Annotated in this window: 23 protein-coding genes; all 23 read left to right on the forward strand. The window is 48.0% G+C overall.

Annotated features, from left to right (window positions below; translation table 11 throughout):
* The first annotated feature begins 30 nt into the window (after positions 1-30).
* The 23 genes from CR205_RS04830 to CR205_RS04945 all read left to right on the forward strand — a co-directional run bounded on the left by CR205_RS04830 (position 31) and on the right by CR205_RS04945 (position 22,633).
* Positions 31-1,974, forward strand: coding sequence for a stage V sporulation protein D (locus CR205_RS04830; protein WP_110517483.1), 1,944 nt, complete (start codon positions 31-33; stop codon positions 1,972-1,974).
* A gap of 479 nt (positions 1,975-2,453) precedes the next feature.
* A complete protein-coding gene (locus tag CR205_RS04840) occupies positions 2,454-3,935 on the forward strand; it encodes a UDP-N-acetylmuramoyl-L-alanyl-D-glutamate--2,6-diaminopimelate ligase (protein WP_110517487.1) in 1,482 nt (493 codons plus the stop codon).
* The gene (locus CR205_RS04845) at positions 3,928-4,836 is read left to right on the forward strand and encodes a UDP-N-acetylmuramoyl-tripeptide--D-alanyl-D-alanine ligase (protein ID WP_110517489.1); all 909 of its coding nucleotides are present in this window, start codon (positions 3,928-3,930) and stop codon (positions 4,834-4,836) included. The genes CR205_RS04840 and CR205_RS04845 overlap by 8 nt, the downstream gene beginning before the upstream one ends.
* 165 nt (positions 4,837-5,001) lie before the next feature.
* A complete protein-coding gene (gene mraY / locus CR205_RS04850; RefSeq protein ID WP_110517491.1) occupies positions 5,002-5,976 on the forward strand; it encodes a phospho-N-acetylmuramoyl-pentapeptide-transferase in 975 nt (324 codons plus the stop codon).
* The gene (gene murD / locus CR205_RS04855; protein WP_110517493.1) at positions 5,977-7,332 is read left to right on the forward strand and encodes a UDP-N-acetylmuramoyl-L-alanine--D-glutamate ligase; all 1,356 of its coding nucleotides are present in this window, start codon (positions 5,977-5,979) and stop codon (positions 7,330-7,332) included. It abuts the gene before it with no gap.
* Positions 7,333-7,403: 71 nt separating this feature from the next.
* Positions 7,404-8,504, forward strand: coding sequence for a stage V sporulation protein E (gene spoVE / locus CR205_RS04860; protein WP_110517494.1), 1,101 nt, complete (start codon positions 7,404-7,406; stop codon positions 8,502-8,504).
* Between the two features lie 220 nt (positions 8,505-8,724).
* Positions 8,725-9,633, forward strand: coding sequence for a UDP-N-acetylmuramate dehydrogenase (murB, locus tag CR205_RS04865; RefSeq protein ID WP_110517497.1), 909 nt, complete (start codon positions 8,725-8,727; stop codon positions 9,631-9,633).
* Positions 9,634-9,687: 54 nt separating this feature from the next.
* Entirely contained in the window at positions 9,688-10,476 is a 789-nt protein-coding gene (locus tag CR205_RS04870; RefSeq protein WP_110517498.1) for a cell division protein FtsQ/DivIB, read from the forward strand.
* Positions 10,460-11,170, forward strand: coding sequence for a DUF881 domain-containing protein (locus CR205_RS04875; RefSeq protein WP_110517500.1), 711 nt, complete (start codon positions 10,460-10,462; stop codon positions 11,168-11,170). Before CR205_RS04870 ends, CR205_RS04875 begins: the two co-directional genes overlap by 17 nt.
* Complete coding sequence (locus CR205_RS04880) at positions 11,167-11,865, forward strand: DUF881 domain-containing protein (RefSeq protein WP_110517502.1); 699 nt, start codon at positions 11,167-11,169, stop codon at positions 11,863-11,865. The genes CR205_RS04875 and CR205_RS04880 overlap by 4 nt, the downstream gene beginning before the upstream one ends.
* 1 nt (position 11,866) lies before the next feature.
* Entirely contained in the window at positions 11,867-12,226 is a 360-nt protein-coding gene (locus tag CR205_RS04885; protein WP_110517504.1) for a small basic family protein, read from the forward strand.
* A gap of 296 nt (positions 12,227-12,522) precedes the next feature.
* Positions 12,523-13,830, forward strand: a complete 1,308-nt coding sequence (ftsA, locus tag CR205_RS04890) for a cell division protein FtsA (protein ID WP_110517506.1) — start codon at positions 12,523-12,525, stop codon at positions 13,828-13,830.
* Between the two features lie 84 nt (positions 13,831-13,914).
* Complete coding sequence (ftsZ, locus tag CR205_RS04895) at positions 13,915-15,114, forward strand: cell division protein FtsZ (RefSeq protein ID WP_110517508.1); 1,200 nt, start codon at positions 13,915-13,917, stop codon at positions 15,112-15,114.
* Between the two features lie 304 nt (positions 15,115-15,418).
* Complete coding sequence (gene spoIIGA, locus CR205_RS04900) at positions 15,419-16,339, forward strand: sigma-E processing peptidase SpoIIGA (protein WP_110517510.1); 921 nt, start codon at positions 15,419-15,421, stop codon at positions 16,337-16,339.
* A gap of 35 nt (positions 16,340-16,374) precedes the next feature.
* Positions 16,375-17,079: an RNA polymerase sporulation sigma factor SigE gene (gene sigE / locus CR205_RS04905; RefSeq protein ID WP_407923560.1), complete on the forward strand. Its 705-nt coding sequence runs from the start codon at positions 16,375-16,377 to the stop codon at positions 17,077-17,079.
* A 38-nt stretch (positions 17,080-17,117) separates the two neighbouring features.
* Positions 17,118-17,987 carry an RNA polymerase sporulation sigma factor SigG gene (gene sigG / locus CR205_RS04910; protein ID WP_407923561.1) on the forward strand — a complete coding sequence of 290 codons (870 nt, stop codon included), beginning with the start codon at positions 17,118-17,120 and terminating at the stop codon, positions 17,985-17,987.
* Between the two features lie 475 nt (positions 17,988-18,462).
* Positions 18,463-18,750, forward strand: coding sequence for a YlmC/YmxH family sporulation protein (locus tag CR205_RS04915; RefSeq protein WP_110517516.1), 288 nt, complete (start codon positions 18,463-18,465; stop codon positions 18,748-18,750).
* A gap of 73 nt (positions 18,751-18,823) precedes the next feature.
* Entirely contained in the window at positions 18,824-19,657 is an 834-nt protein-coding gene (gene pgeF, locus CR205_RS04920; RefSeq protein WP_110517518.1) for a peptidoglycan editing factor PgeF, read from the forward strand.
* A gap of 43 nt (positions 19,658-19,700) precedes the next feature.
* Positions 19,701-20,381, forward strand: coding sequence for a YggS family pyridoxal phosphate-dependent enzyme (locus CR205_RS04925; RefSeq protein WP_110517519.1), 681 nt, complete (start codon positions 19,701-19,703; stop codon positions 20,379-20,381).
* A gap of 26 nt (positions 20,382-20,407) precedes the next feature.
* Positions 20,408-20,848, forward strand: a complete 441-nt coding sequence (locus tag CR205_RS04930; RefSeq protein ID WP_110517521.1) for a cell division protein SepF — start codon at positions 20,408-20,410, stop codon at positions 20,846-20,848.
* 14 nt (positions 20,849-20,862) lie between these two features.
* Positions 20,863-21,126, forward strand: a complete 264-nt coding sequence (locus CR205_RS04935) for a YggT family protein (protein ID WP_110517523.1) — start codon at positions 20,863-20,865, stop codon at positions 21,124-21,126.
* 82 nt (positions 21,127-21,208) lie between these two features.
* Complete coding sequence (locus tag CR205_RS04940) at positions 21,209-21,985, forward strand: YlmH family RNA-binding protein (protein ID WP_110517525.1); 777 nt, start codon at positions 21,209-21,211, stop codon at positions 21,983-21,985.
* Positions 21,986-22,126: 141 nt separating this feature from the next.
* Positions 22,127-22,633: a DivIVA domain-containing protein gene (locus CR205_RS04945; protein WP_110517527.1), complete on the forward strand. Its 507-nt coding sequence runs from the start codon at positions 22,127-22,129 to the stop codon at positions 22,631-22,633.
* Positions 22,634-22,661 lie beyond the last annotated feature (28 nt).

Here is a 22,661-nt window from a genome sequence, read left to right on the forward strand (position 1 = left end):
AAGCCGGTTTGAGAGGAAGGTTCATGAGATATGAAGTTTAAACGGGTATCAAATGTCACTGTCCGTAAACGTCTGATTCTATTTTTATTAGCCGGTCTGGTTGTTTTTTCAGTAATCGCTGGAAGGCTCGGTTATGTACAACTCGTCCAGGGCCACGAACTGTCGGAAAAAGCAGCCGATCTCTGGAGCAGAAATATTCCGTTTGAAGCGAAGCGGGGTGAAATACTCGACCGTAACGGCATTCCCCTTGCCACAAACGTGAGTGCCCCAAGTGTACTTGTCGTCCCCCGTCAAATTACCGATCCAAATGACACCGCAGAAAAGCTGGCAGGTGTACTTGGTATTGATAAACAGAGGGCCTATGAACTCGTGACAAAAGGGGAGTCGATCGTTCGAATAAATCCTGAAGGCAGGAAAATTTCCAACGAACTTGCAAATGAAGTGAGACTCCTGCAGCTCGATGGCGTCTATATTGCTGAAGATAACCGGAGGCACTATCCGTTCGGAAATTATCTTTCCCATGTACTCGGCTTTGCCGGGATTGACAACCAGGGCCTTACAGGTCTGGAACTTTATTATGATGAATATCTGAAGGGGGAACAGGGGCATGTTTCCTTTTATTCCGATGCAAAAGGGAGAAGAATGCCCAATCTGGCTGATGAGTACACGCCGCCCCTTGACGGTATGAATTTGAATCTTACAATAGACTCGAAGATTCAAACGATCATTGAGCGGGAACTGGATATTGCAGAAGCCACTTATAATCCCGACGGCGCCATAGCGATTGCGATGAACCCAAATACCGGTGAGGTGCTTGGGATGAGTTCCCGTCCCGGTTTTGACCCCGGGCGGTTTACAGAGGTGCCGCCTGAAATTTACAATCAGAATAAACCGGTATGGAGCCAGTATGAGCCCGGCTCCACGTTTAAGATTATTACCCTTGCTGCGGCCCTTGAGGAGGGACTCGTAAATCTTAAACATGATCACTTCCACGATCCCGGTTCCATTGAAGTGGCAGGTCACCGTCTCCGATGCTGGAAAAAAGGCGGACACGGATCCCAGACATTCCTTGAAGTTGTTCAGAATTCCTGCAACCCCGGGTTTGTTGTACTCGGTGAACGTCTCGGAAAAGTTAAGCTGTTTGATTACATTCACGACTTTGGTTTCGGGGAGAAAACCGGTATTGACCTCCAGGGTGAGGGAAAAGGTATTCTGTTTGATATTGATAACGTCGGTCCCCTTGAGCTTGCAACAACGGCATTTGGCCAGGGTGTCAGTGTGACCCCGATCCAGCAGGTGGCGGCTGTAGCTGCGGCTGTTAACGGCGGATTTCTATACCAGCCTTATCTTGCGAAAGAATGGACTGATCCGGATACGGGAGAGGTCGTTTCAAGAACAACGCCGAACATGAAAAAAGATGTTATATCAGAGGAAACCTCGGCTGAAATCAGAAATGCTCTCGAACACGTTGTGGCAAAAGGTACGGGCCGCGGCGCATTTGTGGAAGGATACAGAGTAGGGGGGAAAACGGGTACTGCCCAGAAAGCAGAAGGCGGCCGCTACCTGGAAAATAATCATATTGTATCATTTATCGGTTTTGCCCCGGCAGACGATCCCCAGATTGTCGTGTACACAGCTGTCGATAATCCGAAAGAAACACTGCAGTTCGGAGGAATTGTTGCTGCGCCGATTGTAGGGAACATTATTGAAGACAGCCTGCAGGCAATGGGAGTGGAAAAACGCTCTGACCAGATTGAAAAGGAGCGGATGTGGAACGATGAACAGATTGTGGAAGTTCCTGATCTGATCGGAAGGACAGTGAAAGACATTAATCAATCCTACTATGAACTAAAGCTGGATGCGTCAGGCAGCGGAGAAGAAGTGGTCCTTCAGTCGCCGGAGCCCGGAACGAAAGTTGCTGCGGGGTCCGTAATCCGTGTATATATGGATGACAAAACCGGGGAAGACCAGTAGAATATATACGGTATGTTTCAGGACCGCTGGGGAGGATCGTCCTCCCTCCCGGCCGGGGAACAGGCTTCGTCCTGCTCCCTGCCGGTTATATTGTTTTGTAAGGCTGCCTTGAAAATGATTAAACAGAAGCTTCGCTTCACGCCGTCCGTTCGCTTTCCGCGGCGATGCCGGTAAGCCTCCTCGGCTGCGCCTGCGGGGTCTCGCCTGGCCTCCATTGCCGCAGGAGTCTCACTGCCGGCGTGAAGCTCCACATGTAACCAGATGACTATTTTCATGCGTCATGGTGGTGTATGTTTTCGGATCGATAGCTGCTTTTTGTAAAATGAATGAGGAGCAGAAGGCGGTGGCTCATGCTGGTGGAGGAAGATGCTTCAGATGGCAAGCAGAAGTTTTTTAGGAGGCTGAAGCTGAATTAATGAAACATTCTGTTCGAGCGAAATGTAAAGAAGAGTCAAGGACAGGAAACGAGGGATTTATCAATGAAAAAATTACTTAGTGACGTGATCAGTACATTGCCATCAAGCGAATACATAGGCAAGGAAGACCCGGAAATCCTATCCGTGGAAATGGATAACCGCGAAGTGAAGCCAGGCAGTCTGTTCATCTGTGTCCGGGGTTTTACGGTTGACGGTCATACGTTTGCTCCAGACGCCGTAAAACGGGGAGCAGCGGCACTTGTTACGGAAGAACGTCTTGATGTCAACGTGCCGCAGGTAGTCGTGAAGGATACCAGACGGGCGATGGCCATAATTGCGAGTGCGTTTTTCGATTATCCTACCGCCAGCATGAACCTGATCGGGATTACAGGGACGAACGGCAAAACAACAACCTCCCACCTGATTGAAAAAGTTCTTGCTGACGCCGGTGTGAATACCGGTCTGATCGGAACAATGTATACCCGTTTTGACGGCAGAGTTCAGGATGTTAAAAATACCACTCCCGAATCACTCCCGCTTCAGAAGACGTTTTACAACATGAAGGAGCATGGTGTGGAGACCGCTGTAATGGAGGTGTCCTCCCATGCCCTTGAGATGGGACGGGTGCGCGGTATTCACTACGACACAGCGGTTTTTACCAATCTCAGCCAGGACCATTTGGATTACCACGGTACGATGGAAGAATATCTCCACGCAAAAGGTCTGCTCTTTTCCCAGCTTGGTAACGGATATTCAGCGGACAGACAGCCGCTTGCCATATTGAATGGAGATGACGAAGCCACACGGAAACTGCTCGTCATGACTGCTGCTCCTGTACTTACCTACGGAATTGATTCTGATGCTGACATCAAGGCGGCGGACGTGGTTTATGATGAACGTGGAGCCAGCTTTACGGTTCATACCCCGGAAAAAGCACTTCCTGTACAGCTGAACATGGTCGGGAAATTTTCCGTTTATAACGCACTTGCTGCAATTGCAGCGGTTCGCAGCACTGGAATTGCCCTTGAGCAGGTGGTTAAAAGTCTCGAGGAGGTGCGGGGAGTATCTGGAAGAATGGAGAAAATAACAGATCCCCATCACCCTTTTACAGTTCTAGTGGATTACGCGCATACACCTGACAGTCTGGAAAATGTGCTCACGGCAATCCGCGGGTTTGCCCGGGGAAAAATATTGACTGTGGTCGGCTGCGGTGGCGACCGGGATCGGACGAAACGGCCGAAGATGGCAGGCATCGCTGAGAAGCTCTCCGACTATGTTTACTTGACTTCAGATAATCCCCGGTCAGAAGATCCTGTTCAGATTCTTTCGGATATGGAAAAAGGACTGAAAAAAGATCACTATGCCATTATTTCAGACCGGAGAAAGGCAATTGAAGCCGCTGTCCGGGAAGCAGGGGATAAGGATGTCATTCTTGTTGCGGGCAAAGGTCATGAAACCTATCAGATTATTGGTGATAAAACTTATGATTTTGACGACCGCGCAGTGGCAAAGGAAGCTGTTGAGGCTTTGATGGGCCATGAATGAGCAGGTTCTGACACCAGCTCTTCTAAGGCGTTTCTGCCATTTTGCTGAAGGAAGCGAGCCGGATTTTTTTACAGGTGCCTCATACGATTCTGAAAATGTAGCAGACGGTGAACTCTTTGTGTCTCTGGCAGGAGACCGCCAGGACCTGGCAGCCGCTCAGGCAATCGAAAGTGGGGCAGCCGCTGTCCTGCTGAAACCCGGCATATTCTCTTTGCGTCAGGTTGTAACAGAAAGAGAGTGTGCAATCTATGTTACAGAGGATTTGACTGCAGCCCTTAAAGGACTGGCAGCAGCGTTTCTGAAAGAACTGGCCCCTGCAGTGATTGGGGTTACCGGTACAGACTGCCCGACTGAAGCGGCTTCCGCTGCAGCCGGTGTACTCGGTAACGTTTTTTCGGTTTACTGGCTCAAGGAAAATGAGAAGAAGCCAGAGGAACTTGCTGTTACTCTCCTGAATACCCCTCCTCACTGTGAGATGATCATTCTCGAACTCCCTGACTCCAGTGACAGGGGTATGTCACTCCTGCCATTAACGTATTTGCTTGCAACAGGAACTGACTCCTCAAGGACTGCCGCGGAGCGTGTTTTTTCTGAAGCTGACCGTATGAAGGCAAGCAGTGTAATCATTTATGACGAAGATGAACCTCTCTACAGCCGCGATTGGGATAAAAGCACACTTTCATGCGGTCTAACGGAGAGTGCTCTCTTCTTTGCCGAATATGTGGACTGGGAGACCGATACGCTTTCCTTTACCCTCAGGGGCATCTCCGGTCGTTTTACAGCAGGCGGAACCGGCAGGGCAAACCTTAAAGGTGCCCTTTTTGCCATAGCGGCAGGCGTACATCTTGGTCTGTCGGCAGACGAAATCCAGGCAGGGCTCAGAGACGTCCGCCAATGGTAACATCGTACCGCCGTTCACTCCCGTATCCACTTGGGATGAAACAGCCGTATTTGTGCCAGACTGAGAAAAAGTCTCAGTTCACGGACGGAAGTAAAGACGATAAGTCCAGAACCACCCGAATCATTCTATAGAATTGTCAGTGCAGTCAGAAAGGAGTTCCTTCTTATGCTGGAACAAGGTTTATTATTTACATTAATTATGTCATTTTTAATAACGGTGGTTCTATCACCGCTTTTTATCCCTTTTTTACGCCGTTTGAAATTCGGCCAGAGCATCAGAGATGAAGGACCTGAATCCCATAAAAAGAAAACCGGTACACCGACGATGGGCGGACTCATGATCATTCTCTCAATCGTTGTCACCACGCTGATTATGGCCGGTGTGTTTCATTCCATCAGCGTTGAAATTTTTCTTGTTCTGCTGGTCACTCTCGGGTTTGGTCTTCTCGGTTTTCTTGATGACTACATCAAAGTGGCGAAAAAGCGGAATCTGGGGCTTACATCGAAACAGAAATTTCTGGGGCAGCTCGTTATTGCTGCAATCTTTTATTTCGTTCTTCTTCAGACTGGACTGAATACAGAGATTGTTATTCCAGGCACTGGTGCAGGTATTGATATCGGCTGGCTCTACTTTCCTCTTGTAATCATTATGCTGGTAGGCTCATCCAATGCGGTTAACCTCACAGATGGTCTCGATGGCCTGGTAGCGGGAACCGCCGCAGTGGCCTTTGGCGCTTTTGCCATCGTTGCCTATGCGTCTTCTCTTTATACAGTGTCCCTTTTCAGTGTGGCGATCGTAGGGGCTGTGCTTGGCTTCCTTGTTTTCAATGCCCATCCTGCTAAAGTATTTATGGGGGATACAGGGTCCCTTGCGCTTGGAGGCGCCCTTGCAGCGATTGCGATCCTTACAAAAACGGAACTTCTTCTCATCATTATCGGCGGTGTTTTTGTGATCGAAACCTTGAGCGTAATTATTCAGGTTGCCTCTTTCAAAACAAGAGGAAAAAGGGTGTTCAAAATGAGCCCTCTCCATCATCACTACGAGCTGTCAGGCTGGAGTGAATGGCGGGTCGTTGTGACGTTCTGGCTCGTCGGGATTCTCTTTGCAGCTGTTGGAATCTATCTTGAGGTGTGGATATAAATGAAAGACGTTACGGCATATAAAAATGAGGAAGTCCTCGTGCTTGGCCTTGCCAGGAGCGGGACGGCTGCTGCACGGCTTCTGCAGCAGCTTGGTGCCCGTGTGACGGTTAATGATCAGAAACCGCTTGAAGAAAATGAAGCAGCAAGAATGCTCTCGGAAGCGGGCTGCAGGGTCATTTGCGGCGAGCATCCTCTGTCACTTGTGCACGAAGAGCTCAAAGCTGTTGTTAAAAATCCGGGAATCCGGTATGACAACCCGCTTATCAGGAAAGCAATCAGTCTGAACGTACCGGTTATAACGGAAGTGGAGCTGGCCTACGAGGTCAGCGAAGCGCCGATGATCGGGATTACCGGATCAAACGGAAAAACAACAACCACAATGCTTGTCAACGACATGCTTAAAGCAGGCGGCCAGTCACCGAGAATTGCCGGAAATATCGGCAAGGTAAGCTGTGAAGTCGCGAGTAAGGCCGGTCCGCAGGATGTGCTTGTGACCGAGCTGTCGAGTTTTCAGCTAATGGGTACCCGGACGTTTAAGCCTGAAGTAGGTGTTCTGCTAAATCTGATTGACGCCCATCTGGACTATCACGGTTCACGGGAGGCCTATGCAGAGGCCAAAGCACAGCTGTTTGCCAATACAGATGATAACAGTGTGATCGTGTATAACTACGACGACCCGGCAGTTAAAGACATTGCTGGACAGGCTTCCGGGATAAAAAAACCTTTTTCTGTGCGTGAGCATCTGAGTGAAGGAGGATGCCTGACGGACGGGTACCTTGTTATTGATGGAGAAGCTGTCATTCACAGAGACCACATGAGTCTTCCTGGCGACCATAATATCGAAAATGCTCTTGCAGCCGCACTTGCTGCCTCTCACTTTGGCGCTGACAGGCACAGCATTGCTCATGTACTGAAAACTTTCAGTGGCGTGGCGCATAGGCTTCAGTTTGTCAAAGAGGTTAATGGGCGAATTGTATACAACAATTCCAAAGCTACGAACATTCCTGCAACCATTACAGCGCTTAAAGCATTCACAAAACCCATTGTGCTTATAGCTGGCGGACTGGATCGCGGGAACAGCTTCGATGAACTCGTACCCTGGTTTTCCAAAGCGGTCCGGGCGGTTGTCACCTATGGAGAAACAGCTTCCAAAGTCGCAGAGGCGGCCCGCGCCGCAGGTGCGCAGGCTGTAGAATTGGCTGACCTTGAAGAAGCCGTTCCGAAAGCATACGAACTGACGAATCCGGGAGATGTTCTGCTTCTCTCGCCGGCTTGTGCGAGCTGGGATCAGTTCAGAACATTTGAAGAAAGAGGAGACTGTTTTATCAGAGCAGTTGAAAAGCTGGACAGGTAGAGTCATGTTTGTCCCATCAGGCGAATACAATTGGTAATAGAGCGAACGGATTCAGGACTGGGGTGTCTCTATTGCCGAAAACAAAAACTACGCCTGATTTTATTTTGATCGCCGCAACACTGGCTCTGCTGGCTGCAGGGATGATTATGGTTTACAGTGCCAGCGCAGTCTGGGCGGAATTCAAGTTTGATGACACGTTTTTTTTCTTGAAAAGACAGCTGTTTTTTGCAGGACTCGGTTTGGCAGCCATGTTCTTTCTGATGCAGGTAGACTACTGGACATGGCGTTCCTGGTCTAAGGTTCTGGTGATTGTCTGTTTTGGTCTTCTTGTACTCGTGCTGATTCCCGGCGTCGGTCTGGTCAGGGGCGGTGCCCAGAGCTGGCTCGGGGTAGGGGCATTTTCTATTCAGCCCTCGGAGTTTATGAAAATGGCCATGATTGTGTTTCTGGCAAAGTACCTGGCGGAAAAACAGAAGTATGTTACTACCTGGAGGAAGGGTCTCTTTCCTACTCTCGGTCTTGTGATGACGGCTTTTGCCCTCATTATGCTCCAGCCGGATCTTGGGACAGGGATGGTAATGGTATTAACTTGTGTGGTGATGCTATTTATTGCGGGTGCAAGAATTTCCCATTTCTTAGTGCTCGGACTTTTAGGTCTCGGGGGGCTGGCCGGGCTGATTCTCTCGGCTCCATACCGTCTTAAAAGGATAGTCTCCTTTCTTGACCCATGGCAGGATCCTCTGGGCAGCGGTTTTCAGATCATTCAATCCCTTTATGCGATTGGCCCTGGAGGTCTGATGGGGCTCGGTCTTGGTGAAAGCCGACAAAAATATTTTTATCTGCCAGAGCCGCAGACTGACTTCATTTTTGCGATCCTCGCTGAGGAGCTCGGTTTCATAGGCGGTACGTTTGTACTGATGCTGTTTGCTGTTCTGCTCTGGCGCGGTCTTCGTATTGCCCTGCATGCGCCAGACCTGTTCGGAACGTTTCTGGCAACAGGCATTATTGGTATGATCGCCATTCAGGTAATGATTAACGTTGGTGTGGTAACCGGGCTGATGCCGGTAACGGGAATTACACTTCCTCTTCTAAGTTATGGGGGTTCTTCCCTCACGCTAATGCTGTCATCCATCGGTGTGCTTTTGAGTATCAGCAGGTTTACAAAAGGATAATGATAAGGGGCCATACCTCCGGGTGTGGCCATTTCCTGTTCTGATGACATATAGTGCCTTAATTCTGTTGATTTTACGCAAATTCAAGGGGAGTAATGTAGAAATTAGACGCTAAAAAACATTCCACAATTTTCTTATCTCATATCATGATGAAAGCTTTTGAGCTATAATAAAAGGAACAAAACCAAGTAAAGGTATACGGGGGAGGGATGGGGCTCAATTGGAAAAACTTCGCAGAAATCTTGAACAGACCGGCACTGTGAAGACCGTGGAAAAGCTTGAACATCATACGACCTGGAAAATTGGCGGTCCAGCTTCCCTGTTTTATATTCCTCAAACCATTGAATCATTGAAAATCGGAATGTCCTTTATTAAGGAGGCAGGAGCAGACTGGTTTGTGGTCGGCCGAGGTTCCAATCTTCTCGTATCGGATTATGGATTTGAAGGGGTTGCCATTCAGCTTTCTGAACGGATGACTCCCCTTTCCATCAATGGCTCAGAGGTAACGGCAGGCGGAGGTTATCCGCTTATCAAACTTGCCACCATACTGAGCAGACAGGGGCTTGGCGGCCTGGAGTTTGCCGGGGGGATACCGGGCACCGCGGGTGGAGCCGTTTTTATGAACGCCGGAGCACATGGAGCTGAAATCAGTGACGTCCTTGTAAAGGCCCGGATTCTCTATCCTGACGGAACGGTTGAATGGAAAGAGAAGGACGAACTTGCATTTTCCTACCGGACATCCGCACTTCAGAAAGACAAAGGTATCTGTATTGAAGCACAGTTGTCACTTCGAATAGTAGACCGGGAAACGATCAAGGCGGACCTGCAGAAAAAAAAGGATTACAGGCGAAAGACCCAGCCGTGGAATTTCCCGTGCTGCGGCAGCGTATTCAGAAATCCCCTGCCTGACTTTGCCGGTGGGTTAATAGAAGCATGCGGTCTCAAAGGGTTTACGATTGGCGGTGCACAAGTGTCAACCATGCACGCAAACTTTATCGTGAACAGGGACAGGGCATCCTGCTGTGATGTTTTGAATCTGATCAGGCACGTAAAAGAAACAGTTTGCAGGGAGAAAGGGATCCAGCTGGAGACAGAGGTTGAGATAATTGGGGATCCGCGATGCAGCTGAACGGTGGGAGCAGCGACCGGGCCTGACGCTGACCAGGGGAGGGGGGGGGAAACAGTGGATGAAAAAAAAGTAGTTGATATAGAGGGGCGCATTCCCACCATTAAAGATCGAAGGCGGCAGCGGGCAAACAGACGTCTGATCATTTATGTGAGTATTTTCTTTGTGCTGATGATGGCCGTAATATACTTTCAATCCCCTTTCAGCCATGTGAAGAATGTGACAGTTGCCGGCAATAGCCATGTGAGTGATGCCCACATTACTGAAATGTCCGGTCTCCTCGAAGAGGTCAGCATCTGGCGTTACGATCGTGAACAGATTCTTTCTGTCATAGAATCACATCCTGAAATTGGAAGTGCAAATTTGTCCCGGCGCCTTCCCAGTACGGTTAGAATTGACGTGAATGAACTCGGAAGAGTGGCATATATCAGGCAGGACGATTCTTTTCTTCCTATGCTGGAAACAGGGGTCGTGCTGACAGAAACAGCAGAGGAAGTCAGGCCTTATGATGCACCGGTTATTTATAATTTTACCGAGGGTGACCAGCTTCGTGAAATGGCTTCGGAACTTCAGGATCTTCCGGAAAGCCTGCACAGGAGGATTGCTGAAATTCATCTCGAACCAGCCGAGAACGATCCGGTCAAACTGATTGTTTTTATGACTGACGGGTTTGAGGTTCATTCCACTATGCGGAATTTCTCAGATAGAATCCTCCCATATCCGTCTATCGCCGACCAGCTCGAAGCTGGTGCTGAAGGTATCATCCACATGCGGATGAGTCCTTATTTTGAAAGCTTTCAAAGCGAAGATATTGAGGAGGAAGAAGAAAGTGAAAGTGAAGGGTAATCACGTTATTTATTCGCTCGTCCTGCTCTTCACCGGTTTTATTCTGGCTTTTTCTTTCCAGCTGACGAGCGAACATCGAGCTTCACCTGCTGCTTCTGATCAGCCGGAAGCAGAAGATGAACTTAGAAACCACATTATAAGGCAGCAGGCAGTCAATCAGGAACTGACAGAGGAACTTCGCAGAATTCAGTCAGAATTATCCCATATTGAAGAAGAAGCGGCGGGCAGCGAGCGCCGTTATTTTAATCTGGTAGAAAATGTGGACAGGCTCAGAATGATTACAGGTGAGGTGCCTGTTGCGGGAGAGGGCATAGAAGTCCGGCTTGACGATGCCGCATTCGTACCGGAAGATCAGCATGCTAATAATTTTATTGTGCATGAGCAGCACGTACAGAAGGTTATTGATGAACTTTTCGTTACCGGTGCTGAAGCGGTTGCGGTTAATGGCCATCGTATTAACCATCAGACATACATACAGTGTATCGGGCCGGTTATTGAAATTGACGGAAATCAGTCCTTTGCTCCGTTTATCATCACTGCGATTGGGGACAGTGAGCAGCTGGAACTGTCCCTGGGTATGACGGGAGGCGTCGTTGACTCGCTTGTGTCTGAAAATGTGGAGGTCCGTGTTCAGAAAAAACCGGATGTTACGCTGGATCCCTACTTTGGCGAAAATGAGGACTCAGCTTCATGAGCAGCCGGACCGGGATCTTCACATTAGCCACTCTTATCATCGGTTTTATGACTGCTGTCCTTTTTCAGACCACAAACGAGCCGGAAATCAGGGATACGAGAACGATGATGGAACTCAGACAGGAATTGACCAGCGAAAGGGAGAAGCAGCAGGAACTGACTGAAGAGGTGTCCCGGCATGAGTCCATGCTGGAGGAATTAAAAGTAAGCGGTGATCCTGAACAAGTCCTGGAAGATGCTCTTTTTGGTCTAAGGGAAAAAGCAGGTCTCACAGAAGTGAGCGGACAGGGTATTATTGTAGAAATCAAACCTTATTTTACACAGCATTATGAAGGCGGTGCGATTCGTTCTGTACCGGCGCCGCTGATGAGAATGCTCATAAATGAACTGAATATTTACGGGGCGAAGGACATTGCCGTCGGTTCCCAGCGAATAGTATCAACGACACCAATCCGTAATGTACAGGGCATAACCCATGTGAACAGCAGGAGAATAGCATCATTTCCCCTGCAGGTGAGGGTGCTGGCTGATAATCCCGAACAGCTGTATCACTACATGATGACCTCCACTGTAAAAGAATTTATGCAGTATGAAAATCTGGAAATGTCAATTACGCAGGTAAGCGATTTGACACTTCCCGGTTACGATCAGACACTGCAGGTGCGCTATATGCGTTCTGTAAAGGAGGAATCATAATATGTGGCTGCCATTTATCGGCCTTCTTATCGGGATCCTGCTGGGGCTCACAACCGGCTTTCGTGTACCGGACGCCTATTCCAGTTATCTGTCCATAGCTGTCCTTGCAGCTCTTGATACACTGTTTGGCGGAATACGTGCCCAACTTGAAAAAACTTTCGAAGAAAAAGTTTTTTTGACAGGATTCTTCACAAATATCATTTTAGCAGCCGGTTTGGCTTTTCTAGGTGTTCATCTTGGTGTAGACTTGTATTTAGCGGCTGTTTTTGCATTTGGTGTAAGACTTTTTAATAATCTTGCCCAAATCAGGAGAATTCTCCTTGATAAATGGACCCGCAGCAGGGCAGAGAAATCAGCCTGATCAATTCCCTTAATTATTCTGTGAAAATAATGAAAAAAAAGAGGGAATGTAAAAAATATGTGGAATACATTGTGTACTTGCTATTCTGTAAGGTAAGGTTAAACTAAACGGACCTTCCGGCTCTGCTGTGTCATTACTTTAGACAGTACAGTGCCGATACGGCCCGCACCAAAGCTGAAATAAACGGATAAGATCTGACAGAAACGGTCAGCCTTTTTTTCAGCACTGAAGAAAAAATGAAGCACCTGCCGGCGGCGGTGTGACATAGACGGAGGAATTGAAGGAGGTGCCAGAGAATGAACAACCACGATACGTACGTGACTTTGGACATCGGCACATCTACAGTCCGAGTAATAATCGGAGAAATGTCCAATGGAACACTTAATATTATCGGAGTAGGGGAAGCAGAATCAGAAGGAATTCGTAAAGGATCAATTGTGGATATCGATGAAACGGTCCGCTCAATCCGGTCCGCGGTTGAAAAAGCCGAACGAATGGTAGGTCTCAAAGTGGAGAATATTATTGTCGGTGTATCAGGCAATCATATTCAGCTTCAGCCATGCCATGGAGTCGTCGCTGTTTCCAGTGAAGACCGGGAAATCGGGGATGAGGATATCATCCGTGTCATTGATGCCGCACAAGTTGTTTCTGTGCCTCCAGAACGGGAAATTGTGAATGTTCACCCGAGACAGTTTATTGTGGACGGACTTGATGAAATTAATGACCCGCGCGGAATGATTGGTGTGCGTCTTGAAATGGAAGGCACCATTATCACAGCCTCGAGAACGATGCTACATAACCTGTTGCGCTGTGTGGAAAAAGCGGGCCTTAACATTGCCGACATTGCTCTTCAGCCTTTGGCTGCCGGGTCTTTCGCATTGTCTAAAGACGAAAGAAGCCTCGGCTGTGCCCTTGTTGATATCGGCGGGGGGTCAATGACGGTTTCCGTATTCAAAAACAACGTTCTTCAGGGGACATCAGTGCTGCCTTTCGGGGGAGATCACATAACTAATGACATCAGCATCTGTCTTCGTACATCCACTTCTGAAGCGGAAAAGGTGAAGAAGGAATACGGGTGTGCGTTTATTGACCATGCCTCGGACGACGAACTTTTCGAAGTTTCGGAGATTGGCAGCGATGATCTGCAGGAATATTCCCAGGGTGATTTGGCACAAATTATTGAACCCCGTATGGTTGAAATGTTAGGGTTAGTTCATAAAGAAGTGCAAAAGCTCGGATTCAGAGATGTATCAGGAGGATACGTACTTACCGGAGGTACAGCAAAAATGCCCGGTGTGCTGGAGCTCGCACGTGAAGTGCTCCAGAAGAACGTACGCATGGCGATTCCTGATTATATTGGTGTAAGAGAACCGCAATATACGAACGGTGTCGGATTGATTCATTATGCCCACCGCAGTGCCAGAATTCAGGGCAAGGAAATTGCAGCAGGTGTGGCCCAGGTAAATCACGATCCGACCGAAGAAAGACTGGAACGTTCGGCAAAAAAACAGCCGAAGCAGAAACAGCCGGAGCAGGTGAATCAGAAAGACCAGCCCGGAGTAAAAAAGCGGATGTCCAAGCTGTTCAAAGTCTTCTTTGAATAGCCGCCGCATCCTGCAGCATTGAGCAGAGGACTGCTCAACAAAAAGTGATGATCATGTAAAGCATGATAGATTGGGGGATCGTAAATGTTAGAGTTTGAGATGGACATGGAGCAGTTAGCTACGATAAAAGTAATCGGTGTCGGCGGCGGAGGAAGCAACGCCGTAAACCGTATGATTGAAAACGGCCTTCAGGGCGTGGAATTTATTGCGGTCAATACAGATGCGCAGGCTCTTCACCTGTCAAAAGCCGAGAAAAAGCTTCAGCTCGGAGGCAAGCTGACAAGAGGCCTTGGAGCCGGTGCGAACCCGGATATCGGAAAGAAAGCCGCGGAAGAAAGCCGCGAGCATCTTGAAGAGGTGCTTGGTGGTGCGGATATGGTCTTTATTACAGCCGGGATGGGCGGAGGTACCGGAACCGGTGCCGCACCTGTCATCGCTGAAATTGCAAAAGATCTCGGTGCCCTTACTGTAGGGGTCGTTACCCGTCCATTCACATTTGAAGGACGTAAGCGTATGACTCAGGCAGGAAGCGGAATTGCTGCACTGAAGGAAAAAGTGGACACACTGATCGTGATCCCGAACGACCGCCTGCTTGAAATTGTCGACAAAAATACACCGATGCTTGAGGCGTTCCGCGAAGCGGATAACGTTCTGCGTCAGGGTGTTCAGGGTATTTCCGACCTGATTGCCGTACCGGGACTCATTAACCTTGACTTCGCAGACGTGAAAACGATTATGAGTGAAAAAGGGTCAGCCCTTATGGGGATCGGAATTGCTACGGGAGAAAACCGTGCAGCAGAAGCAGCGAAAAAAGCAATCAGCTCCCCACTTCTTGAAACATCCATTGACGGCGCTCAGGGTGTGCTGATGAACATTACAGGCGGAGCCAACCTGAGCCTGTTTGAAGTTCACGAGGCAGCCGAAATTGTATCGTCCGCTTCCGACAGCGAAGTAAATATGATTTTCGGTTCCGTCATTAACGAAAATCTGAAGGACGAGATCGTCGTGACCGTTATCGCCACCGGCTTTGATGCTGTGGAAGAACGCTCCGGAATGCCTCGCCAGCAGCTGAACAACAGCCGCCGTGAAGCACCTTCTGCCCAGCCGCCGCGCCAGGAGCAGCAGCCGCCACAGCAGCCTGCCCAGCCTTCCTATGAGGAGCCTGCCCGTGAGCAGCGTGAACCACAGCAGCCGGCATCAAATAAAAATCAGCGTCAGCAGTACGAAGAAGAAGGGGATTCACTGGATATTCCTACTTTCCTTCGTAACCGCCGCCGCCGTTAATAAGTTCTACAGAAAAGCCGTTTCCTCTATTGAGGATGCGGTTTTTTTGTTTATGAAGCTAAAACTCTGTCGATCAGGATCAATAGTCCCTGTATGCCTGTATTGCCTCATTCCCCTGCTCCGGTGAATGTATTGTAACCGGGGCAGTCTTTTTCTTACCTGCCTGTCTATCCAAAATGGAATCTGACAAATCTGCTGAAAAAAAATCAAAATAACATGGAGATTCATACCAAAAAGTGACAGACTTAAAGCCGCCTGATAAGCTATACTGTTTTCAAATTCCACCTTTTAATGAGGGGATCTGATGACTCTTTATCTGGATGTGATCTGGCTTCTCAATTTCCTGGTTGACTGGATGCTGCTGGCGCTGACAGCCCTGGCCTTAAAAAGGGGGGTAAGTAAAAAAAGGCTCGCTGCTGGTGCTTTTACAGCTTCTATGTACTTATTTTTTCTTTTTTCACCGATCGCACAGACTGCTGCTACGCCGCTGTTCAAGATTGCTTATTCTGCGCTCATTGTATATACGGCCTTTGGATTTAAAGGCTTTAGGCCTTTCTGCAAGGCGTGGCTTATGTTTTATTTCGTAAGCTTCATGACCGGCGGCGGCCTGATTGCCGCCCACGCTTTCTTTTCAACAGAGATTCTGATCGTCAATGACACGTTTGCCACCAGGCTGAATGGATTTGGAAGTCCGGCCAGCTGGCTGTTTGTCGTCATTGGGTTTCCGGCAGTCTGGTATTTTTCCAAGAGGTCAATTGGCGGTATTGAAACAGCGAAAATCCGCTATGATCATATTATGCAGGTCCAAATTCGTGCCAGCGGGGTTGATTTGGGGCTCAAAGGTTTTGTGGACAGTGGGAACCAGCTGAAGGATCCGATATCAGGAAGACCGGTTATGATTATTGATATGACAAAGTTAAAAGCCTCATTCCCTGATGAACTTGTTCAATTTACCGAAAAAGGCACTGAAAGCGTGACCGATTTTGCCAGTGTTGAAAAGCACGCCATGACCCTTGTTCCATACAGAACCGTTGCCGGCAGTCATCAGTTTCTCTGGTGCCTGAAACCTGAAATTGTAAGACTGAACCCAGGAAGCGGTGAACAGCCATTTACCTGTACAAATGTGCTCATTGGACTGAGTTACACACCGCTCAGTTCGCTTGGAGATTACGATTGTATACTTCATCCGGGAATGTTTCAGAATCAAAAACAATCGCCAGCATGACATGAAGGGGAGGAATGATGTTGAAAATACTGTTAATGAAAATCAGGCTCTGGTGGTATAAGCTTCTTATCAAATTCGGAGTCAAATCCGATGAAGTGTTCTATATTGGAGGGAGTGAAGCGCTCCCACCTCCGCTTACAAAAGAAGAAGAGGCCCACCTGCTAAAAAAACTTCCTTCCGGGGACGAAGCTGTCCGGTCGATGCTGATCGAAAGAAATCTTCGTCTGGTCGTATACATTGCCAGAAAATTTGAAAACACGGGTATTAATATTGAGGATTTGATCAGTATCGGTACGATCGGATTGATTAAAGCTGTGAACACATTTGACCCTGAAAAAAAGATTAAGCTTGCCACCTATGCGTCCCGCTGTATTGAGAATGAAATTCTTATGTATTTGCGCCGCAACAATAAAATCAGGTCGGAAGTCTCCTTTGATGAACCCCTTAACATTGACTGGGACGGAAACGAACTTCTTCTCTCGGATGTACTGGGCACAGAAGAGGATATTATCACCCGGGGCATTGAAGACCGGGTCGACCGCAAGCTTCTTGTTAAGGCACTTGAAACACTCTCTTCAAGAGAAAAACAGATTATGGAACTGCGTTTCGGGCTTGCCGGAGGCGAGGAAAAAACCCAGAAGGACGTGGCGGATCTCCTCGGCATTTCCCAGTCCTATATTTCCCGGCTGGAAAAAAGAATTATTAAACGGCTGCGAAAAGAATTTAACAAAATGGTGTAACGGCGCGGTTTCAAACGAGCTCAACTGAAAGTGTAAATATTCAGAGAAGCAATTTCTGCATAAATTTCCCTCCCCCGGAGATACTGAGTTCTGTACATCAGCTCCTGTTGGGAGGGAAGGCATTGACACGGAACAAAGTTGAAATTTGCGGTGTGGATACATCAAAACTGCCCGTTCTGAAGAACAAAGAGATGCGCATTCTGTTTGAGGAAATGCAAAATGGAGACAGTACAGCCCGGGAAAAGCTTGTAAACGGTAATCTCCGGCTGGTACTGAGCGTGATCCAGCGTTTTAACAATCGCGGCGAGTATGTGGACGACCTGTTTCAGGTCGGCTGTATTGGTTTGATGAAGTCGATCGACAATTTTGATTTAGGTCAGAATGTAAAGTTTTCAACCTACGCAGTACCGATGATAATTGGTGAAATCAGACGCTACCTTCGTGACAATAACCCGATCAGGGTCTCAAGGTCGCTTCGTGATATTGCGTATAAAGCACTGCAGATCCGTGACACGCTTATGAATGAAAAGCGGCGTGACCGGGAACCGACAATTCAGGAAATTGCCAAGGTGCTTGATGTACCAAAAGAAGATATTGTTTTTGCACTCGATGCCATCCAGGATCCGGTCAGCCTCTTTGAGCCGATTTATAACGATGGCGGAGATCCGATTTTTGTAATGGACCAGATCAGTGACGACAAGCAGAAGGATTCCCAGTGGATTGAGGAAATTGCGCTGAAGGAAGCGATGATCCGCCTTAACGACAGGGAAAAACTCATTTTGGACATGCGTTTCTTCCAGGGAAAAACGCAGATGGAAGTGGCCGATGAAATTGGTATTTCCCAGGCACAGGTGTCTCGCCTGGAAAAAGCAGCGATTCAGCAGATGAACAAGCACGCGAAAGAATAAACCTGCCATTGTGCAGGTTTTTTTGCTGTCTTTGACGTCACCTCAATATTCTTTCTGATGAGAGATGAGCTGAGGTGCACTACCGCCCGGTTTTCATCAATTAGGGATATAAAGTTAGAAAAGAGGAAGCAGTGTTCTGAACTTTCGCTAAGTTAGGATATAACTGTCGGAAACCGTGAGGAAGTGTCCGGACTATTGCATAGTTGGGACATAACGAGGGAAAACGGTGAAGAAGTGTCCGGACTTTTGCAAAGTTAGAATATAACACGCGAACCACTGGAGCAAACGGTAAGCAGGATTTAAAGTTCGGGGTTTTAGACCTGATGGCAGCCTTTCCTCAATTGTCCCCGCCAGTTAGCCACTGTTTTTATTATTTTCCCCACTGGTACTGCATTCCGCTCACACAGCTGATCTGCCCCCAAACATAACCCGTTTCCGCGCGGCATACAATGTAGTAAAACGGGAGGGGATTGCTTTGCTGAAAATCTCGGATATCCAGTCCAAGGATATTGTCAACTTGGCAGACGGACGGCTCCTTGGACATATAACAGATCTGGACATAAACCTGAACACCGGACGGGTGGAGGCATTTATTATCGGCGGAGGAAAAATGATGTCTTTTTTCGGAAAGCAGGAACAGGAAGTCGTGATCCCGTGGAACAATGTGGTCAAAATCGGGTCCGATGTGATTCTGGTCAGGTATAATGACGGGCTGTTTACAGACAATCAGTATCTTCCGCAAAACACCGGAGATCCGACATAAAAAGGGACACCTTTGTTCCGCATCGGTGAAAAAAATGGTAGAATAAAAAGAAACAGCGAAAAGGGGGGCGAATATGACAACCGGAGAGCCCTTTACTGACCCGGATTCACCGTTATATCTATCCTTGCCGGCATTTTCCCGTGCGGCCCCCCGGGGAGACATGACCGCCGGCTTTTCGACCAGGAATGGCGGGACAGGCCTTCCGCCGTTTCAATCCCTTAACCTTGGTCTGCATACGGGAGATGATCCTGATACGGTTGTCCGCAACCGCAGCATTCTTGCAGCTGAAACAGGTTTCCCTCTTGAGAACTGGGTCACAGGTGAACAGGTGCATGGAAACCGCGTTGCAAAAGTGGTAGCTCAACACAGAGGGTTGGGTGCGTTCAGCCAGGAAAATGCCGTAAATGGAACCGACGGACTTTATACAACAGAACCGGACATCCTTCTGACGAGCATGTATGCGGACTGTGTTCCTCTATATTTTTACGATCCTGAAAGAAAGATCATCGGCCTTGCCCACGCGGGCTGGAAGGGGACGGCCGGAAACATTGCAGGTCACATGCTCAAAGCTTTTGAGAAAGAAGGTTCAAAGGCGGAAGATATCATCGCGGCTGTAGGTCCTTCCATCTCGGGAGGGTGTTATGAGGTCGATAACCGGGTGACAGACCAGCTGAAACATCTTCCTGTGAACGATCTGTCAAAAGCAGCCGTTTCCTGTGGAGGGGACCGGTTCCGTCTCGATCTTAAAGAGGTGAACCGGCAGCTTCTTCTTGCAGGAGGAGTTAGGGAAGATCGCCTGTTTGTTTCAACGTACTGTACATACAGTGAAGAAGACTTGTTCTTTTCCTATCGAAGGGATAAAGGCAGAACCGGCAGGATGATGAGTTTTATCGGAATGAGGAAATAAATGCACCATAGAATATTGCTGCATTCAGAAAGGACGTAGTGTCATGGGAGTAAAGGAAAATCTTCTTTCCATTCAGGACCGGATCAGAAAGGCCTGTGAAAAAAGCGGGCGTGAACCGGAAGCGATCAATGTGGTTGCTGTAACAAAATACGTATCACTTGACCGTACAATCGAAGCTCTTCACGCAGGGATTCGCCATATTGGGGAGAACCGCGTCGAAGGCGGAGTGGAAAAACGGGAAGCAATCCCGGACAGAGGGACATGGCACTTCATCGGCAGCCTTCAAAGTAAAAAAGTTAAACGAATGATTCATCTGTTTGATTATCTTCATTCACTTGACCGGCTCTCACTGGCAAAAGAGATCCAGAAGCGGCATGAGGAAGGGAAAATCGTGAAGTGCTTTGTTCAGGTGAATGTATCCGGCGAAGAGTCAAAGTCAGGTATCTCTCCTGAAGAAACGATCAGCTTTGTTGAAAAGCTCAGGGACTTTCCTGCAATTGAAGTAACCGGACTCATGACGATGGCACCGGCAGTAGACGATCCTGAAAAAGTAAGGCCTTATTTCAGAAAACTCCGTGAGCTGAAAGAGGAAGTGGAAAAACGGAACTATCCCCACGCCCCGTGCAGGGAACTGAGTATGGGCATGAGCGGTGATTTTGAAGTAGCCGTGGAAGAAGGGGCTACATTTGTCAGAATCGGCTCAGCTCTGGTAGGAGAGTCCTGATTTCATCGCAAAGGAGAGGAAAAGCTATGGGAATGAAAACGAAATTTAAACGCTTTTTTGAACTCGATGACGAATATGCAGAAGAAGAGGTAACGAAGGAAACTTACGAGGAACCGCAGCGCCAGGAACAGACATACGGTGAGAAGAAAGAAAAAGGCAACGTCGTATCCCTCGCCAGTGTTCACCAGTCCTCGGCAGCAAAGATGATGCTGATCGAACCGCACAGCTACGATGAGGTTCAGGATATTGCCGATCATCTTAAGAACCGAAAAGCGGTCGTCATTAATCTTCAGCGGATTCATCATGATCAGGCAAAAAGAGTCGTCGATTTTTTAAGCGGAACAGTGTATGCTATTGGAGGAGATATTCAGAAACTTGGCGTAAACATCTTCCTCTGCACACCGGATAACGTGGATGTTACCGGTTCGATTTCCGAAATACTCACAGAAGACAGACAGAATTTTTAGGCAGGTGAATTTGTATGGCAACTCTATTTAGTTTAATCAGTACGCTCATGTTTTTCTACACCATACTCGTCTTTATCTACATCTTTATGTCCTGGGTGCCGAACCTTCGTGAAGGTGCTTTTGGCCAGATGGTAGGAAGATTAGTGGAACCGTTCCTGACCCCTTTTCGAAATATCATACCACCACTTGGGATGATTGATATTTCCCCGCTCGTGGCACTGCTCACACTGAACTTTGCCCGCTACGGTCTCGAACATCTTGCATCGTATTTTGTGTAAATCAGAAACAGGCGCGCCGCTGCCGGCAGCGCCTGTTTCACACGTTTTAAAGGTCTTATTTCAGAACTGAGGTTGTAAAGCCATGTCCATTTACCAGCATTTTCGAAAAGAGGAGCATGCCTTTGTTGACCAGGCAGCCGGCTGGAAACAGCAGGTGCTCGACCAGTACAGTCCGAAGCTGACGGGCTTTCTGGACCCGAGGCAGCAGCAGATCGCCTTGAGTCTGACCGGTGCAGGCGGAGATGTAAAAGTTGCATTTCACGGCGGACACCCCGATTGCGAACGAAAAAGAGCGCTGTTCTATCCTGATTATTATGTTCCCGAAAAGGACGATTATGAACTCGTTCTGTATGAAATTGACTATCCGTCAAAGTTTGTGAAAATTGAGCACCCGCAGGTACTGGGAGCACTTATGAACCTCGGTCTGAAGCGGGAAAAGTTCGGTGATATCGTCCAGGAGCATGACCGCCTCCAGTTTGTCTGTGCAAAGGATATCGCAGCTTTTGCGGAGATGAACCTTCTTAAAATCGGAAGAGCCTCTGTACGACTGGCTGAAAAACCGTTAAGCCACATTCAAATTCCTTCCGTAACATGGACAAAAACCATGCTCACCGTCTCTTCGATGAGGCTGGACGTGGTTGCTGCTGAACTGTTCAAGCTTTCCAGAAGCAAATCAAAGGCTATGATTGAAGCTGAACAGGCAAAAGTAAACTGGAAGGTTACGACAGATGCGTCCTTGCAGCTAATGTCAGGAGATATGATTTCTTTACGAGGTAAAGGCCGTGCGAAAGTATTTGAAGAGGACGGGCGTACAAAAAAAGATAAAATAAAACTTGTGGCCGGTTTTCCGTCGGTATAGCCTGCCCATATGAAAAAATGTAAAGTAAAAGAAGGAATCAGGTCCGTCCTTGTCGAATCAACACCAGTACATAAACACAAAAAGGCTGTAAGCCGGAAACAACTTACATAAAAAGCACGACATCATACGGAGGTGTACGAGATGCCATTAACGCCACTGGATATTCATAATAAAGAGTTTACCCGTGGATTCAGAGGGTACGACGAGGATGAAGTAAATGAATTTCTCGATCAGGTAATCAAGGATTACGAAATGGTAATTCGGGAGAAAAAAGAGCTTTATGACCGGGTTGAAGAGCTGGAAGAGAAGCTTGATCATTTCTCCAATCTGGAAACGACGCTGAACAAATCCATATTTGTGGCGCAGGAAACCGCCGAGGATGTCAAAAGAAGCGCTGATAAGGAAGCAAAACTGATCATCCGGGAAGCTGAAAAAAATGCTGACCGGATTATTAATGAATCCCTTGCCAAATCACGAAAAATTGCCCTCGAAATCGAAGAGCTGAAAAAACAGTCCAAAGTCTACCGGACACGTTTTAAAATGCTTCTTGAAGCCCAGCTTGAAATGCTCTCTGCTGATGACTGGGATGAACTGGCAAAAGGGATTGAGGAATCGGAAGAGGAACAATCAGAAAAAGTAAGAGGATAAAGCCAAAGCGGTTGCGCTTTTTCGAAAG

Origin of the sequence: Alteribacter lacisalsi (assembly GCF_003226345.1) — a bacterium.
GTDB classification, from domain to species: domain Bacteria; phylum Bacillota; class Bacilli; order Bacillales; family Salisediminibacteriaceae; genus Alteribacter; species Alteribacter lacisalsi.